General features: G+C 40.0%; 12 protein-coding genes. 8 read left to right on the top strand and 4 right to left on the bottom strand.

Going from position 1 to position 19,015, the window contains the following annotated elements; genetic code table 11:
• Window positions 1-9: 9 nt before the first annotated feature.
• From BM015_RS12520 to BM015_RS12540, 5 genes are all read left to right on the top strand, one after another.
• On the top strand, window positions 10-3,222 hold the full coding sequence (locus tag BM015_RS12520; RefSeq protein ID WP_090658887.1) for a ligand-binding sensor domain-containing protein: 3,213 nt from the start codon (window positions 10-12) through the stop codon (window positions 3,220-3,222).
• Window positions 3,223-3,282: 60 nt separating this feature from the next.
• Entirely contained in the window at window positions 3,283-4,059 is a 777-nt protein-coding gene (locus BM015_RS12525; protein ID WP_090658889.1) for a response regulator transcription factor, read from the top strand.
• Between the two features lie 348 nt (window positions 4,060-4,407).
• Window positions 4,408-7,650, top strand: a complete 3,243-nt coding sequence (locus BM015_RS12530; RefSeq protein WP_090658892.1) for a SusC/RagA family TonB-linked outer membrane protein — start codon at window positions 4,408-4,410, stop codon at window positions 7,648-7,650.
• A gap of 20 nt (window positions 7,651-7,670) precedes the next feature.
• Window positions 7,671-9,431 (top strand): RagB/SusD family nutrient uptake outer membrane protein, encoded by a 1,761-nt coding sequence (locus BM015_RS12535; RefSeq protein WP_090658894.1) that lies wholly within the window; start codon window positions 7,671-7,673, stop codon window positions 9,429-9,431.
• A 174-nt stretch (window positions 9,432-9,605) separates the two neighbouring features.
• Window positions 9,606-13,103 (top strand): VCBS repeat-containing protein, encoded by a 3,498-nt coding sequence (locus BM015_RS12540; RefSeq protein WP_245751402.1) that lies wholly within the window; start codon window positions 9,606-9,608, stop codon window positions 13,101-13,103.
• 92 nt (window positions 13,104-13,195) lie between these two features.
• Here BM015_RS12540 and BM015_RS12545 read toward each other — a convergent pair whose 3' ends face one another.
• From BM015_RS12545 to BM015_RS12560, 4 genes are all read right to left on the bottom strand, one after another.
• The gene (locus tag BM015_RS12545; protein ID WP_090658898.1) at window positions 13,196-14,221 is read right to left on the bottom strand and encodes a sterol desaturase family protein; all 1,026 of its coding nucleotides are present in this window, start codon (window positions 14,219-14,221) and stop codon (window positions 13,196-13,198) included.
• A gap of 74 nt (window positions 14,222-14,295) precedes the next feature.
• Entirely contained in the window at window positions 14,296-15,507 is a 1,212-nt protein-coding gene (locus BM015_RS12550; RefSeq protein ID WP_090658900.1) for a DUF4350 domain-containing protein, read from the bottom strand.
• 39 nt (window positions 15,508-15,546) lie between these two features.
• A complete protein-coding gene (locus tag BM015_RS12555; RefSeq protein ID WP_177191899.1) occupies window positions 15,547-16,548 on the bottom strand; it encodes a hypothetical protein in 1,002 nt (333 codons plus the stop codon).
• Between the two features lie 18 nt (window positions 16,549-16,566).
• A complete protein-coding gene (locus tag BM015_RS12560; protein ID WP_090658904.1) occupies window positions 16,567-17,523 on the bottom strand; it encodes a stage II sporulation protein M in 957 nt (318 codons plus the stop codon).
• A gap of 57 nt (window positions 17,524-17,580) precedes the next feature.
• On the opposite strand from BM015_RS12560, the gene BM015_RS12565 reads away from it, so the two are divergent.
• From BM015_RS12565 to BM015_RS12575, 3 genes are all read left to right on the top strand, one after another.
• Window positions 17,581-18,324, top strand: coding sequence for an RDD family protein (locus tag BM015_RS12565; protein ID WP_090658906.1), 744 nt, complete (start codon window positions 17,581-17,583; stop codon window positions 18,322-18,324).
• A gap of 67 nt (window positions 18,325-18,391) precedes the next feature.
• Window positions 18,392-18,619, top strand: a complete 228-nt coding sequence (locus tag BM015_RS12570; protein WP_090658909.1) for a hypothetical protein — start codon at window positions 18,392-18,394, stop codon at window positions 18,617-18,619.
• On the top strand, window positions 18,616-19,011 hold the full coding sequence (locus BM015_RS12575; protein WP_090658911.1) for a type II toxin-antitoxin system VapC family toxin: 396 nt from the start codon (window positions 18,616-18,618) through the stop codon (window positions 19,009-19,011). Before BM015_RS12570 ends, BM015_RS12575 begins: the two co-directional genes overlap by 4 nt.
• Window positions 19,012-19,015: the final 4 nt, after the last annotated feature.

Consider the following 19,015-nt stretch of genomic DNA (forward strand, 5'->3'; position numbering starts at 1 on the left):
CAATGGACAATGGAGTATCCACAATGGACTATTGACTATCATAAATGCAAACCAATTGTTGCTTTGATAAGAACCATTGCCATATTAATTGCTTTATTTTTTACAAGCGCTGGCGCTTATTGCCAGTCGTACCAGTTTAAACATTACCAGGTAGAAAATGGCCTTTCCAATAATACGGTGCAGTGCAGTGTGCAGGATGACCGTGGCTTTATGTGGTTTGGAACAAAAGATGGATTGAACAGGTTTGACGGGTATAATTTTAAAACATTCAGGCACGATGCAGAAGACAGCACATCATTAGACAATAATTTTATAAGAGGCTTATATAAAGATGTGCATGGAAAAATATATATCGGCAGTTCTGCAGGTATATCAGTGTATAATGAACTGCAGGAAAATTTTGAAGAGCTGGTTAAAACAAGAAATACTATCCGCGAAATGGTTGCTGATACAACAGGCAATCTTTGGTTCAGCGATGGGCTTGAGCTGAAATGTTATATGTCAAAAACAAAGCAGGTGCATGTTTATAAGAATGATAAATACGGCGATGCCAATACGGTTTGCCGATCAGCCGATGGAACAATATGGATAGGCACTACTAACGGCTATTTAAAAAAATATAATGCTGCCGCAGATGCTTTTACTGTTTATAATATCTTCTCTCATTCAAACCCGGCAACAACAAAATGGATTGAAAAAATATATGCAGATAATAAAGGCAACATACTCGCCGGCACTGCCAATTATGGCCTTAAAGTTTTTAATATTAAAGACACAACTTATAAAGACATTATTACTTACAATGCAGACAGAACAGCCATTTATGTAAGGGATATTATTCAAAGCGCTGATGATGAATATTGGATTGCCACAGAGTCAGGATTGTTTATTTATAACAGCGCCAACGGAAGCATCTCTAATCTTCAAAAACATTATAACAACCCTTACTCACTCTCAGACAATGCCATTTATACTGTTTGCAAAGACAAGGAAGGCGGAATATGGGCGGGCACTTATTTTGGCGGTATTAATTATTATCCGAAACAATACTTTTCATTCGAAAAATATTTTCCCGATTACAGTCCTGATGCCATAAGCGGAAACGCGGTAAGGGAAATTTGCGAAGATAAATATGGCCACTTGTGGATAGGTACGGAAGACGGCGGCCTTAACATGTTTGATAAACAAACAGGCAGGTTTAAAAAATTCAGGCCCACGGGTAAAAAAACAGATATTGCTTACTTCAATATTCATGGCCTTTTATGCGATGGCGATAAATTATGGATAGGCACTTTTGAACATGGGCTTGATATAATGGATATTAAATCTGAAAAAGTAATAAAACATTATTCAGCAAGCGCCGGGGCTGCTCAGCCAAAAAGCAATTTTATTTTAAGCATATATAAAACAAAAAATGGCACTATTTACCTTGCCACCAGCCGCGGCTTATACAGGTATAATGCAACCAATGACAGCTTTGTTTTTATTAATGAAATTCCTGATTATGTTTTTGCACATTTCATAACAGAAGATCATAACGGCAATTTGTGGATACCTAGTTTTGGCAACGGTGTGTATAAATATAACCCGGTAACAGAAAAGGCCATCAATTTCAGGTATAACCCGAAAGATAAAAGCAGCATTGGCAGCAATACCGTTACTACCGTATTTGAAGATGATAAACAACGTATATGGATTGGCACCGAAGGCGGCGGTTTATGCTTATTAAATAAAGATGATAAAACGTTTACGGCTTATTCAACAGGGCAGGGCTTTCCAAGCAATACAGTGTTTAAAATACTGGAAGATGAAAAAAATAATTTATGGGTGACCACCACAAGAGGTTTGGTATGCTTTAACCCTGATAAAAACCTGATAAGAATTTATACAAAAGCAAATGGCTTATTAACTGACCAGTTTAACTATAACTCCGGTTATAAAGATGCGACGGGCAAAATGTATTTTGGCAGCGTTAAAGGGCTTATTGCTTTTAATCCGGACAGTTTTGTAAACAACAATTATGTGCCGCCCGTTTATATTACAGGCTTCCAGGTAAACAATACAGAGCTGGTGGCAGGTCAGAAGAATTCACCACTGCATCAATCAGTATCGCTCACAAAAAAAATAAGTTTACCTTATAACCAGTCTTCCTTCAGTATTGATTTTGCAGCACTTTCTTTTACAGCGCCTGAAACCATTGAATATGCTTACAAAATGGAAGGCCTTGATGAAGACTGGACGTACATTAAAACCAACCGCAAAGTTTATTTCACCAATCTTGCACCGGGCAGTTATACGTTCAGGGCAAAAGCGGCAACCAATGGCGGCAAATGGGCCGATAATACACAACAAATAGAAGTTGAAATATTACCGCCATTCTGGGCAACAACATGGGCTTATATAATTTATACGTTGTTGATAGCCGCCACTGTTTACTGGCTTATGCGCATGTATCATAACAGGCAGGTAGAAAAAAATAAAAGAAAGATTGAATTAATGGAGCATGAAAAAGAAAAAGAAATATACCAGGCAAAAATTGAATTCTTTACAAATGTGGCGCATGAAATTCGCACACTGCTTACTCTAATAAAAGCGCCCATGGAAAAGTTGATGAAGCATGCAACAGATATGAAGAATGCAGATGTCTATTTAAAAACGATGGAGAAAAATACAAACAGGCTTGTTGACCTCACAAACGAATTGCTTGATTTCAGGAAAACAGAAACCAAGGGTTTTAGTTTAAATTTCTTAAAGATTAATATTAACGCTTTGCTTGATGATATTTATACAAATTTTCAAACCATTGCAGAGCCGCGAAATATTGAATATAAACTTGTTTTGCCAACACAAATTGTATATACCTATGCAGATGAAGAAGCGCTGAATAAAATTTTAAGTAACTTACTTAACAATGCCATAAAATACGCTGAAAAAAAGGTGAGGCTTCGGTTACTGCCTGTGGCCCCGCACGCTGCAAATATGGTAATAGAAATAGAAAACGATGGTTATGTTATTCCTGAAGAATTAAAAGAAAAAGTGTTTGAACCTTTTTTCCGCATTGAAAAAACCAGGCACCATATAGGCAGTGGTATTGGGCTTGCGCTGTCCCGTTCGCTGGCAGCGCTGCATAAAGGCAGGTTATATATGAAAGAAGGCGATTTACAAATGAATGTTTTTGTGCTGGTGCTGCCGCTGAACCAGCACGATTTATCTGAGTATTAAACAGCTTATTGAAAATTGTATAAACCTGATTGCTGAACCTTCTGAAAATTAAAAATCTTGATGAACCCGGTTATTTTATTGGTTGATGATCATGAGGACATACTGGAATTTATTTCCAATGATTTGAGTGATAAATACATCGTATTAACAGCTTTAAACGGTAAGCAGGCTTTAGATATATTGAATACAGAAAACGTGCATCTTGTAATAAGTGATGTTATGATGCCTGTAATGGACGGCTTTCAGCTTTGCCGCGAAATAAAGACCAACATCGATTTCAGTCACATACCGGTTATTTTGCTTACGGCAAAAAATACATTACAATCAAAAATAGAAGGGCTTGAACATGGCGCCGATGCCTATATTGAAAAACCATTTTCGCCCGAATACCTGCAGGTGCAGGTAGCCAACCTGCTCATTAACCGCAATAAAATAAAAGAACATTTTGCCAATTCGCCGCTGGTGCACATAAAAAGCATGGCACATTCAAAAGCCGATGAAGAATTCCTGGAAGAGCTGAACAATATTATTTATGCCAATATTGAAAATGCATCGCTTGATGTGGAGCAGCTTGCCCGCAAAATGAATATGAGCCGGCCAACCTTTTACCGCAAAATAAAACTGGTGTCCGATCTTACACCGAATGAACTTATCAATCTTGCCCGTTTAAAAAAAGCAGCCGAATTGCTGGCTGAAGGCAATTATAAAATTTATGAAGTAGCCGAAATGGTAGGCTATAATTCGCAAACCAATTTTGGAAGAAGCTTTTTAAAACAATTTGGCATTACACCGAGGGACTATGTAAGCATTAAACATGCGGGTAAAAAAGGCGGGTAATCAATTAAAATTAAGCCAGGAAAAACGCCGCCGCCAGTTCATACAAATGCTTCCGGCACCGATTGCATAAAATAATTATGCCTGTTATCATTTCTTGTGTTATTTATTATTAGTTTGCACTAAATTTATAGTGTTTTAGCTTGTATTATAATTGACAAACCAGGGCTTGTATTATGTTATTGATTGCATAGAGCGTTGATTTAATTTACGAATGCGCTCCTGTTTTTGCCAATTCATTTAAGAAATCTGTATTCGAAAAACACTGTATTGCCACATAAAAACTGAAGGCAATCACAGCACAATTTTATTTATGCCAGCAGGCAATACTAAAACTGCAAACATTTCGGTATGATACAAATACGTTTTCTCAGGAACCGTTATGCGGGTAAGCTAACGCATCTGCTATTATTGTTACTTATACTCAGCACCACAACGGTAAATGCCCAAAGCACACAGGTAAGCGGCAAAATCACGTCCAATGAAAGCGACAGTGCCGTCTCGGGCGCTACCATTGCTGTTAAAGGCGGCAAAGCAGCCGTAGCCGCGGACGATAACGGCAATTTTAAAATTACGGCTGCGCCCAATGCAATTTTAGTAATAAGCGCCATTGGCTATGCCACACAGGAAGTGCCGGTGGGCAACCAAACCAATATTACCGTTCATCTTATTTCAGGCACACAATCGCTTGAACAGGTGGTGGTGGTAGGTTATGGCACGCAAAAACGTAAAGACGTTACGGGTTCCATTGCCAGTATAAGTGCTGCTACCATTGAAAAAGTGCCCGTGACCACTTTAGACCAGGCCATGCAGGGAAGGGCGCCCGGCGTTCAGATAATAAATAACGATGCGGCGCCCGGCGGTAATGTTAGTGTGATGATAAGGGGTATTGGCAGCCTTGCCAGTGGTGGTAATTCTCCTTTATATGTTGTGGATGGTTATCCAACAACCGGCGGCATCAATAACATCAATCCTAATGATATTGCCAGCATTGATGTGCTGAAAGACGCATCGGCAACAGCCATTTATGGTATCCGCGCCGCCAATGGCGTGGTAATTATTACTACTAAAAAAGGATCAAAAGGCAAGATGCAGGTATCTGTAGATGCCCTTGCTTCAACCCAAACCAAACCAAAAGAATATAATCTTTTAAATGCCCGGGATTGGGCTACGCTTTCCAACGAAGTGGAAGAGGCAGATTTAACCGGCACTTATACCGGGTTACCTATATGGCATACGCCGGACCAGTTGCATAATGTTGACTGGCAGGATGCTGTTTACAGAACCGGCTTAACTCAAAATTATACCATAGGCATACGGGGTGGCAGCGATAAGGTGCAGGCCGCCATGTCTTTTGGCTATTACGATCAAAAAGGTATTGTACTGGCATCTTATTTCAAGAGATATACGCTTAACCTCAACCTCGATTACCAGGCCACAAGCTGGTTAAAATCATCAACCAGCGTTAAGTACACTTACCAGAATTCCAATACAGCGCTGGGTTCCGGTACCAACGGCCTTTTTCAGTTAGCCATAAACCCTCCTACCATGGATAGCGGCAGCAGGCTTACCACCCAGATTAAAGATGCTAACGGCAATTATGGTTTTTATAACCCCATCAACTCTAATGTAAAAGCATTTGGCAACCCGGTTTATTCTATCGAGAACAACCAATACCAAAATGAAACCAATTATATTTTAGCCACTTCTTCCCTGGAAGCAACCATTTACGACGGCCTGAAAATTAAAACCAATGTGGGCGCAAATGTGAGCAACTACACCGGTTTTTATCTTCAGCCGGAAGATAACAGGGCCAGCCTGCAATATCCCGGAACCATTGTTACACCGGCCAACTATCATCAAACGTCCAGCAAAACATTTGAATGGCTGTGGGAGAATACCATATCGTACGATAAAACCTTTGGCTCGCACACCATCAATTTCGTAGGTGGTATTTCTGCCCAAAAAAATACCTGGACCGGCATGGGCGGCGGCGGTATTCCACCAAACAGTGTAACACGGGACCTATCGCTGGTTTCCAACCTTGTGCTTGACGCAAATATACCCGGCACCAATACCGGGAACGGCCAGAATATTTATACACTGGCTTCAGAATTTGCAAGAATAACCTACCAGTTTGCAGATAAATATATGCTGACAGCAACCATAAGAAGGGACGGTTCTTCCAAGTTTGACACAGGACATAAGTACGGCACATTCCCATCTGCGGCTATCGGATGGCGGGTAAAAAATGAATCATTCCTGAAAGATGCCAGATGGATTTCAGACTTAAAAATCAGGGCAAGTTATGGCGAGGTGGGAAATGAATCGCCAATAGGCCTTTTCCAATACCAGTCATTATATGCGGGCAATTATGCTTCCAATGTAAACGGCCCCGACGCAGCAGGTAACCCACGTGATAACCTTGGCTATCCGTTTAATAAAATATACCAAAATGGTATTGCCCAGGTTCAGCCGGCCAATCCTACCCTGAAATGGGAAACAGATAAGCAAACGGATATTGGTTTGGATGCCGCTTTCTTAAATGGCGCCTTAACCTTTACCGCCGACTGGTTTAACCGCGATTCAAAAGACTTTTTATTAAGGCTCAAATCTCCTGCACAAACTGGCTATTCCAATATTACCCGCAATGTGGGCAGCATGAATAACAGGGGCTGGGAGTTTGCTTTAAATTATAACGGCAGTGCGGGTAAAGATTTTCGTTATGGCGCAGGTGTAACATTAACTACCATTAAAAATAAGCTTACGAGCATTACATCGGGAACTGATTTCGTAACCAATTTCGGTGGCTTAAACTTAAACGGCTTCCAGGAATGGAACGAATTCTCCCGCTCTTATGTTGGAAAACCTGTGGGAGAATTTTTTGGATATAAAGCCATCGGCATATACCAATCGCAGGAGCAAATTGACGCATTAAATGCAAAAGCGCCCGGCGGCATTTATCGCCCTGGAACTGTTGCACGGCCTGGCGACCGCTATTTTGCAGATATAACCGGCGATGGTATTGTAAATGATGATGACAGGGGCCCTATTGGTAACCCTCAGCCAAAATTCTTCGGCGGCCTTAATCTCGACGCCAGCTACAAGGGATGGGATATTAATATATATTTCTATGGTTCTTTTGGAAACAAAATATTGAACTATGTGGAAAGCAACCTCGAAAGCTTTGCCAAAAGAGGTTCGGAAGGCGCACAGAATGTTAGCGAAGCATATTATAAAAATCACTGGACGCCAGATAATCCGTCTAACCGGTACGCAAGGGCTGTTGGTAATGGCGGCGATAACAGTTCGCTTAACAACGTTCCATCAAACGTGTGGATTGAAGATGGGAGTTTCGTGAAATTGAAAAACGTTTCCATCGGTTATACATTCCCCGAAAGCTGGCTGGGCAGGTTTGCCATAACAAAAACAAGGCTATATATATCTTCTCAAAACCTGTTTTTTATTAGCAAGTACAGCGGGCTTGACCCGGAAATAGGCATCCAGGGCGGCAACGCCACACAAAACGGCGTTGATGCCGGAACCTATCCGTCATCCAGGTATTTTTCTTTCGGATTAAATGTAACATTTTAATAAAGGCCAAATTAAGCGATATGAAAAGGAGCAAAATAATCATCATAATCTGTTTTATAGTTCTGCCCTGCGCAGTTATACCACTGGCTTGTAATAAAAGCTTTTTAAACCAAACCAATACGTTTGGCATTTCTCCCGATGCTGCCGCCAGCAAGCCTGAGCAGGTAATTGCATTGGTGAATGCTATTTATGATACTTATCAAAATAGCGATTTGCTTAAAAAATGTATTTGGTACAGGGCCAATTTTGGAACGCATGACTTCTTTAACTGGGGCGCAGATGTGTTTTGGAACAACTACCAAATCCCGGCATCTTTTCTCGGGCTTATTACCTTCTGGGACCAGTCTTATATTGGTATTGCCAGGGCAAACTCTGTATTCCGGGTTATTACCCAGGCTGAAACAGACGGTGTAATTGACCCCGCCTTAGCCAGCCGTTTAAGAGGGGAAGCTTTCTTTCTGAGAGGCATGACTTACTATTACCTGGCTGCTTCTTTTGGCGGCGTACCGTTAGAAACAGATACCACAGGCGCTTTGAATCTTGGCCTAAGGCCAAGAGATTCCCGGGACTCCGTTTTCCAGCAGGTAGTATCTGATATGCAGCAGGCTGAAAATTTATTGTTATCAAAAACTCAGTTGTCAGCAGCCGATTTAGGAAGGGCAACCAAAGGCGCAGCCTATGCTTATGAAGGCGCTGCACGTATGTGGCTGAAAGATTATGAAGGCGCTTTGGCCGCTTTCAATAATCCTGAATTTAACAACTACCACCTGTTGCCGAATTTTGCAGATGTGCATGAATACGACCATCAAAACAATGATGAGTCAATTTTTGAGGTGCAGTTTTATTTAAAGCCGGGCGATCCGCAGGATTGGGGTGGAAGCTGGCAACCACCAGGCGCAGAACTTGGCTGGATAGATAGCTTTAGCTGGCCAAACGAAATAACACAACAAGGTTACGATTATGGCAACCCCGCATTATGGAACTCTTTCCAGGAAGGTGACAAGCGCAAGCTGCTCACTATTGTTGGCCCCGGCGATCAGTTGGTAAGCCCCGGAATCGTTGCCAAATGGGGCGGGATAAAAGGCTATCCTCCTGTAGTAGCCGGGTTTGCTTCAGGCAACCCAACTTATACGGCAGATAACGGTACCATTTTAAACACAGTAGGCACATTAACCCGTCCCTGGTATGGCGATGATAATGGGCGCACCGGGTATTTTTGTGCAAAAAAATGGAGAGACCCCAACCTTACCGGAAACTATAACAACCCAAGCGATAATACTGCACATATTTTCGGAGACCAGAACCAGATATTAATGCGTTACGCAGAAGTGCTGTTAAGCAGGGCAGAATGCAAAGTTCGTACAGGCGATGTTTCCGGCGCAATGGCTGATTTAAAATTAGTACGCGACAGGGCATGGGGCGGAACAGCACCGGCCATAATGAAAGACAGCGCTAATTATGATGGCACTGCAGGCCAGCAGATCACCGATCCTCTTCAAATGGTATTGAGCGAATACAGGCATGAACTTACAGGTGAGTATTCTACCTTTTATGATATCTGCAGGGCTGGCACAGACGAAGCAGTTGAGTTTATCAACAGGATAAACGGCGCCAAAGAAGGCAACTATGATCCTGTTCCAAATCCTGCACCGGGCCCAACGCATGATGGACAAAAACACGGTTTATATAACACCGCTATTACGCCCAACAATTTACTGCTGCCCATACCGCAAGGCGCAAGGGCATTAAACCCCAACCTTACTCAAAATCCGGGTTATTAAAACCTCAGCAATAAAATTTTAAAAAGGGTTTCTTGCGAAACCCTTTTTAATTATAAAACTTATTTCATCTTTACTTCAATTCAAATAGGTTTAGTTGTTATGCAATTGCGTAAATTATTATTGTCCGGATTCATCTTATTATGGTTCGTCTCATGCAATAACAAAACCAATACATTGTTTGAAGAAATACCATCTTCCCAATCCGGTATCAACTTTAATAATGAAGTAACGGAAAGCGATTCCATTAACCCGCTTGATGTGGTAAATATTTATAATGGCGGCGGTGTTGGCATTGGCGATTTTAATAATGACGGTTTACAGGATATTTATTTTACCGGCAACATGGTTTCTTCCAAACTTTACTTAAACACCGGCGGTTTTAAGTTTAAGGATATTACAAACGAAGCCGGCGTTGATGGTATGGGCCGATGGGCAAGAGGTGTGGCTGTTGTTGATATAAACAACGATGGATTGGAAGATATTTATATATGCAACACCATCTATAAAGATTCATCAAGAAGATGTAATATTTTATATGTTAACCAGGGTATAGATAAAAATGGTACTCCGCATTTTAAAGACATGGCGGCAGCGTATGGATTAAACGTTAACGTACAATCTACCATGGCCGCATTTTTCGATTATGATAATGACGGCGACCTCGATATGTACCTTACCGTAAACGAGGCTTCAACCGGTTACGACCAGTCTGTTTTTACACAGCGCAACAATATAGTTCCTGAAGCATCGAGTAAAGGAAGGCTTTACCGTAACGACATGAATGCAACCTTAAAGCATCCTGTTTTTCATGATGTTTCAGAACAGGCGGGCATTATATATTCGGGCTTTGGCCATGGCGCCACCATTTGCGATATTAATAATGATGGCTGGAAAGATATTTATGTTGCAGATGATTTTATATCAAGCAATCTTCTCTACATAAATAACCAAAATGGTACTTTTTCTGAAAGGTCTCAGGAATACTTTAAACATACATCTTTCAATTCAATGGGGCAGGATATTGCAGACATTAATAATGATGGCCTGCCAGATGTAATTGAACTGGATATGAACCCCGAAGATAACTTCAGGAAAAAGATGATGCTGAATGCAGGAAGCTATATGACCCTGCAAAACTTTGAAGCTTTCGGATACCAGTATCAATATGTACGCAATACTTTACAGCTTAACCAGGGCCCCATTTTAAAAGAAGGAGATAGTGTGGGCAGGCCTGCATTCAGCGAGATAGGCTTTTTAACCGGTATTGCACAAACCGACTGGAGCTGGACACCGCTGGTGGCCGATTTTGACAACGATGGCTTTCGCGATATCATCATTACAAATGGCTTTCCAAAAGATGTAAGCGACCGCGATTTTATAAGCTACCGCAAAGATGCTGCGGGGCTGGCATCTAAAAAAGATGTGCTGGCGCAGATACCACAAATCAAAATACATAATTATGCCTACCGCAATAACGGCGATCTTAGTTTCACCGATGCAACCAACAACTGGGGGCTGCTTGCGCCAACTTATTCCAATGGTGCAGCCTATGCAGATTTTGATAATGATGGTGCAATGGATATGGTGATAAATGATATTAACGGCAAAGCATTACTGTATCGCAATACAGTGAAGGATAAAGACACGGCGGCCCGTTTTCTGCAAATAAAATTTAAAGGCGGCCTGCAAAATATTAATGGCTTTGGCGCTATGGCAACCATTTATTACCAGGGAAAAAAACAGGCGTATGAAAATAATCCTTACAGGGGCTATTTATCAACCATTCAAAATACGGCGCATTTTGGGTTAGGTAATATTACCCTTATCGATTCTGTGGTTATAAGATGGGATGCAAATACCCGGCAAATATTAACCCATATAAAAACAAACCAAGCCATTACTGTTGATATAAAAGATGCACAGCCCGATATTTTTCAACCGGTATTAACCGATACAAATTCTTTATTTAAAGAAATCACCAAAACAGCGGGTATTACTTATAAGCATACTGAAGCAGATTTTATCGATTTTAATATTCAAAAATTATTACCGCATAAACTATCGCAATATTCACCAGCGCTTGCCGCCGCTGATATTGATGATAATGGTTTGGATGATATTATTGTTGGCGGCAACTTCAATCGTGCACAAGTATTGCTGCAGCAGCAGGATGGCAGGTTTATACAACGCAACCTGTTATCCTCATTCCGCAATTTCAACAGCAGTAAAGATGAAGGCGTTTTAATCTTTGATGCGAACGGCGATAATAAACCCGATGTGTATATTGCCAGTGGCGGGTATCAATTCAGTCCCGGCAGTATTAATTACCAGGACAGGCTTTTTATAAACGATGGCAACGGTAATTTTAAAGAAGACAGTTCTGCCCTGCCCAGAAATTATACAAGCAAATTTTGCGTTCGTGCTTTTGATTATAATAACGATGGCAAACCTGATCTGTTTGTTTCAGGACGGGTTGAACCCTGGCAGTATCCCAAAGCCGTAAGCAGTTTTATTTTCAGGAACGATTCAAAAAATAATAAAGCAAAATTTACAGATGTAACAGATGAGGTGGCGCCTGGTTTAAAAAACATTGGTTTGGTAAGCGATGCCTTATTTTCAGATTTTGATAACGACGGCAAAACAGATCTTATACTCGTTGGCGAATGGATGCCCATAACTTTTTTAAGAAATGAAAATGGTAAATTCAACAACGTAACACAAGCATCTGGTATTGCCGGCAAAACAGGCTGGTGGAACTCTATTGTTGCCGGCGATTTCAGGCACACAGGCCGCACAGATTATATAGTTGGCAATGTTGGCCTGAATACTTTATACCGCGCAAGTGATAAATATCCTGTTTATATAACGGCTAAAGATTTTGAAGGCAACGGCAATTATAATGCCATCCCCTCTCTTTTTTTACCCGCCACGTTAAATGGTGAAAAGAAAGAATTCCCCGTGCCCGGCAGAGATGATATGATACGGGAAATGGTTACAGCCAAACGAAAATTTACAAGTTATAAATCTTATGCAACAGCCACCATGGATAGCGTTATTCCTGCGGCTATGCGCAAAGATGCATTGCGTTTAAAAGCAACAGAAATGGCTTCCTGCTATATAAGAAATGACGGCAATGGAAAATTCACTATTCTTCCTTTGCCAATACAGGCGCAGTTTTCGGTTGTGAACGGAATGATAGCAGATGATTTTGATGGCGATGGCAACCTGGATTTTTTAATAAACGGAAACGATTTTGGAACCGAGCTGAGCATTGGCCGTTACGATGCCTTGAACGGGCTATTGCTGAAAGGTGATGGCAAAGGGAATTTTCAGCCATTATCAATATTGCAAAGCGGCATCTACGTGCCGGGAGATGGTAAAGCGCTGGTGAAATTGCAGGGTGCAAACGGCCATTATCTTGTTGCAGCAAGCCAGCATTCAGATTATATGAAATTGTTTCAGCTTAGAAACAATCAACAGATTATAAAAATGAAGCCTGACGATATAAGTGCACTTATTCATTATAAAAACGGCGCTGTACAAAAAATGGAATTTTATTATGGCACTTCTTTCCTTTCGCAGTCATCAAGGTTTATAATAATTAATGATAAGATTGAGAATGTAACAGTTACCAATGGCAAAGGCGAAGTGCGAAACCTTGATTTAAAATAATTCACCACCATTTTTTAAACCACGAAAGCACAATGGCATAAAGCTGCACAAAGAATAAATCCCGGTGTATTCGGGTCTTTGTGGTTTAAAAATCAGGCTTCTGCTGCCACTTCAATTTCATCTATTTTCTTTACAGTGATCTTTTCTTTCAGCTTTCTTTTCTCAGCCCTTGCGGTTTTATGTTCACCGGTATGGCTCCAGCCTGGCGGCATTATAATGTAAAGGAATTTATTTTTTATGCCCGGCGCATGCCACACATCTTTTGCCAGGTAATATATCTCCCCAAAATAAACATCCCAGAAATTGCGCGGGTTCATAGGCCTGGTTATGCCGTATTCAATGGGCAATTCTTTCTTTTCATATTGAAATGTTCCAAAAACTTTATCCCATATATTCAGCAGGTTGCAGAAATTGGTGTCCATATATTCCACATTCCGTGCATGGTGCACGCGGTGATGCGATGGCGTAAGAATAATCTTATTAAAAAAGCCAAGCCTTGCATCTTTTAAAATGTTTTCACCCACATGAATAAATGCGCCCCAGGTTCCATCAATAAACATTATAAAAAACAGCATGGGTGCATTCACGCCAAGTAAAATGCAAATGGTTGTTCTTATAAAATCAGCATACGGCGCTTCCAGGAAAAAGTGGGCATACGTTACAGAAAGGTTCATGTTTTCAGGCGCATGGTGTGTAGAATGCAGGCACCACAATATTCTTACTTTATGTGCCAGGAAATGATAAATAAAATGAGAAAACTCCCAGATAATATAACCGTAAATAAACCAGTACCAGGTGAAAGTTGTTTTAAAAATGGAATACTTTTCAAATAGCCCAATGCAGAGCGCCACCATGGCGATGGAAATAAACCTTGATATAAACCTGTTGGCTACAAAAATGAAAAAAGGAATGCGGTAATCGTCAATCTTAAACTTCTTGTAAACAAGCGCCCTTATAATTTCTATAATTAACAGGAAAGGAATGAATGGTGATATTACCGAAAGTATCCCGTTGAATGTAAGCAGGCTGCTGTAATCACCGCTTTTTACAACTTCAACCACATGGCCGATACCCAAAAAGGAAATTACTTCATTATATAAAACTTCAAAAATATTCATGGCAAAAAATCTTAATAAAGCAATTCAAATTTAATCTTTAATTATTAACTGCATTTAGCAGGTTAAACTGTTGTCTAAAATTGCTCCAGCAATTCGTAATAATTCATCAATTGTTTTTGAGTAATGCTGTCGCTTAAATTTATTGTATGTATTACATCAATAAGTTGTTTTATATCATCAGCAGGTTTGCCCGATTTTATAGCAAGCTGTTGCGCAAATGCATCATTAATTTCTGATGTTGCAATTTTATAACGGTTACGCACATAATCTAAAAAATATTGAGTTAACTTTTTTGCAAGATTTTTATGATCTCCCTTTTCATAATATAATTCGCCAATGGTTGTAACAAATTCAAGCGAATCATTTTTAGGTTTTGCATGAACAGGAATAATACGTTGCCGGCGCTTTACTTCAGTAACCAGATACAGGCTTAACAAAAGCAATGCTACCCAAAAAGCCCACCTGAAATTTTCATACTTTAATATAACAGATAAAACACCCTGCTTTTGCTGCGGGTTTTGATTGTAGTAATGATTCAAATAATATTCATCCCAAACAATTTTTTTGGTATCATCGGGGAACAGGCGCATCAGCTTTTCAAAATATTGCCTGTTATTTTCATACAATAAAAAGAAATTGGTAAAAGTAAATGGCGCGCTGTGAATAAAGAATTTACCATCAATAGAATTAACGGCAACCAGGTTGGGCAGGTTAGCCGACGAATAGCCTAAGTGAAAAGAAAAATTGCTGTCTGTGCCTGAAAACTCATTGGCAAAATCAGCACCGGGATATTGCCATGAAAGCGGTTTTTCAAAAGCAGATGAGTCAAGGGTTACCGCAACAGAATCAAAAGGATTGAATGGGCCATGCACGCCCAATGCAAGCCCGTAATAATTAAAATGTTTGTGTGACCTGAGATTAAAAAATTTTACAGCATTGCGTGTGTATTGCAATGCAGAAATGAATACATAATTGCCTTTTTGAACAAAACCGGTTAAATAATCAAGGTCTTCTTCTGAAGGCTCAAATGTTTTTGTTACAATTATTAAAACCTGTTTGGTTGAATCGCTGGTAAGATTTTGCCAGTAAGCAGGCGCATACCGGTTGGTTTCTATGCGTGCATGTGGAAACTCTTTTTGCAGCAACTGGTAAGCTACATACGTTCCATACGGTATTTTATCCGTACGTTTAAGTGTAATGGTATCGTTGAATTTATGCAGCCTGCCGCAGGAACATAAACTGATTGTTACAAGAAAGAATGATATGTATAAAAAAAAGTTTTTCATGCTGCTGCAAGCCTGTCGTCTTTGAAGCGCCAGGCCGCGTTACCTGATCCTGTTTTGAAGTTTTATAAACTCGTTTTTAATAACTGCATAACGTTCTGCTGCTATATCAAATTTGCCGAACCATGCGTATTCATAACTATGCATAACTTTAAAAAAATCGTCATAATACTTAGATGCATATAGTTGCTGCAGGTAATGCTGATCAGTGTAATCGGGCTGGTATTGTATAGCGTTTACATCACTCAAAAGCTTTAAGGTTTGCAGAAACATTAAACGAATAGCAACACGATAGTCATTTTGCTTTTCCGCATTTTGAATAAGCTTTGTATAAGACAGGCTGAAAATATCTTCATGCCCGTCTTCATTATTTTCACCGGCTGCTGAAGCTGCATTCCCGGAAAAAATATTCACCTTATTCTGCACAAGGAAATAAATAATAGCCGCTGCAAAAATGCCGATCATAATAATCCATAACAGGTTATTGAACCAGGGCTGATAAAGGATGCTTTTCTGCCGTTCATCAACCAGTTCTCGGTTGTGTGCGTTTAATAAGCTGTCGCGAAACTTAGGATCATTTTTTAAACGCGTTTCTAATTTTTCAATGGCAGGAATATACCAGAAGTCTTCATCTTGCTTAAACTCATCTACCGCAGCATCAGCCAGCCCGCGCTGCGCAATTTTTTCTTTGACAAATGGCTCTGAAGCACCTGGCTTCCAGTTGAAAAAATATTGAGAAGTATCGTAAATATGTTTGACGGTTGTATCAACATAACCATCATCCTCATCATTGTAGGTTACTGTTTCGCCACCCTGCACAACTGTATCAATATGCTGCATACTGACGGTATCAACATAGTTTGAATCAAGCTGCGTGTAAGCTGTTTGTGTTATTAAAAACAGGCAACATGATGTTAGTGCATATTTTATAGAAGAGCTAAAACTGTGAAGCGATAGCCGCACAATGATATTACTGCCGAAGTGTTGCGACGCAACCGTGATGCCACAAAGCCGCGATGCCGGTAACCCAAAAAATAATATCAAAATTTTGCGCAGCAACATTTATAAATCAGCGGCATTTAATTTTCGTTTGAGGCGAATGGGATAAACAATAAAATAGCCCACTACAATAACAAGCGAAAGTGTGATGATGAGCAGCTTTAACCACAAAGGCATATCGGTATGGCGTGTGAGGAAGCCTTCAAAAAAAGCGGCAATAAAAAGCATGGGAATGTTTGACAGGGCGATGATAAGCCCTTCTTTTGCACCTTGCTTTAATGCATCAATGCGTTTGATGGTGCCTGGAAAAAGCCAGCTTTTGGCAAGCACCAGCCCCGATGCTGCTGCAATAACAAAAGTGGAAAGCTCCAGCGTGCCATGCAGCATGATGGTAAGCAAACTATCCTGCAGCAAACCATTGTTATAAAACATATATTCAAATGCGCCTACCATAACAGAATTTTGTATAAGGCTTGTTACGGTAAAATATCCAAAGAGAATGCCGCCGCCAAATTCATACAACGATACTTTTACATTATTGATAAAAATGTAGATGAAGGAAAGGAATTCATTGCCATAGCCATACACGCCAAAAGGATGGCCGTCTTTTATATTCTGCTGCGTCATATCAACATACGCATCGCCAAGAATGCGGCGCACAAAGGCTTCGTCGTTTTTTGCAGAGAAAAAGCCAATAGCCACAAACAAAATAAAAAGGCAAAAACTGATGAGTAATACGCGGTGATGTTTTGCAATAATTAACGGCAGCGTATATTTAAAGAAACGAATGATACGGTTGGTGCTTTCTTTTTTGTTTTGATAAATGGCGAGGTATTTCCTGGCCGCCATTCCGTTTAAGTACTGTGTTGTTTTACTTACAGGATAAAACGTTTTACTGTAACCGAGATCTTCCACCAGTTGCGTAAACTCCTGCGCCATTTCATCAGGATGATTGCTTGGATTATCCTGTATCTGTTTCCAGCGATTGCGGTTGCGTTTTATAAAAAGGGCTTCCCTCAATGGTTCTGACGTTTGGGTGCGGAAATTAGAATTAGTTTATCTTTCCGCCAATTGTTTATGGAAAAAATAAAAATTCCCACAAGCTTTAATATAGAGCTCGATTTTGAAACACCGGAGTTTCATAAAAGGCTTTTTGCGTGGGCGATTGATATTTGCATTCTCATAGTCTATTACAATATTATGATGTATGTGTTGCGGGCAATAATGCCATCGCACAATTCAGGCAATAACCTGCCGCTGCTGTACAATACGAATGCCCTGTACCTTTTGTTTTTGCTGCCCATATTATTATATCATTTATTCTTTGAAATTATAATGAACGGGCAAAGCATCGGGAAGAAGCTGATGAACATAAAAGTGATTGGTGAAAATGGCGGCAGGCCTGCATTACATCAATATCTGATACGCTGGCTTACGCGGCCTTTTGACCTGGTTTTTTCATTGGGGCTGGCCGGGCTATTAACTACCATAATGAGTAAAAAAAATCAGCGTTTGGGGGATATGGCGGCGGGCACGCTGGTGATTAAAACAAAGATTGAAACAGATATTGATGATACGGTTTTTCTTGAAGTGGAAGATGCATACAAGCCCCGCTTTCCGCAGGTGATGCGTTTAAGCGACCGCGATATGAATACGATTAAAGGCGTATTAAACAACAGCATACGTTACAGGAATTTTGATGTGGCTGCAAGGCTTAGCGATAAAATCCGAAACGTTTTAAGTATTACCGAATATGTTGAACCGGTAGAGTTTTTAGAGATACTGCTAAAGGACTATAATTATTATTCGAATAAGGAGTAACAGAAAGTTAGGTATATGATGCAATATACTAACAGGTTTTTAAGTAAATTGCATAAAAGCGTTTGAGATGTCTATTGTTGTAAAAGCAAAATATGAAAACGGGAATGTAAAATTGCAGGAACCTGCGCCAACGCAGGAGAATGTTCCTGTGTCTGTTATATTTCCAGATAACGCAGATAATAATATTTCTTTAAAAAAGAATGAAATTAAATTTGGCTCCCTCGCAGGGAAAATAGCTGTACCGGAAAATTTTGATGACCCTTTGGACGAATTTCAGGAATATGAGCCCCAATGAAAATCCTGCTTGATACACACATTTTAATTTGGGTGCTTGAAAATAATAAGTCCCTCACTTCTTTTCATAAATCAATATTGGCTGATACCCGCAATGAGAAAATTGTAAGTCAATTGAGCTTTATAGAAATAGCGATAAAAATCAATATTGGTAAACTACCGGGTTTTAATATTTCACTTCATGATTTTATGTACCATGTAAGGAACAATGGTTTTTCAATGCTTCCAATAGCAAATAAACATTTAATAACTTATACTATGCTTCCATTTATTGGTAATCATAAAAACCCCTTTGACCGAATGCTGATTGCAACTGCTATTAATGAAAATATGACTATTATTACTGTTGATGATAAATTCAAACTTTATAAAAATTTGATACGGCTTCTCTGACCTA

Source organism: Parafilimonas terrae (assembly GCF_900115755.1).
In the GTDB taxonomy this organism is placed as follows: Bacteria; Bacteroidota; Bacteroidia; order Chitinophagales; family Chitinophagaceae; genus Parafilimonas; species Parafilimonas terrae.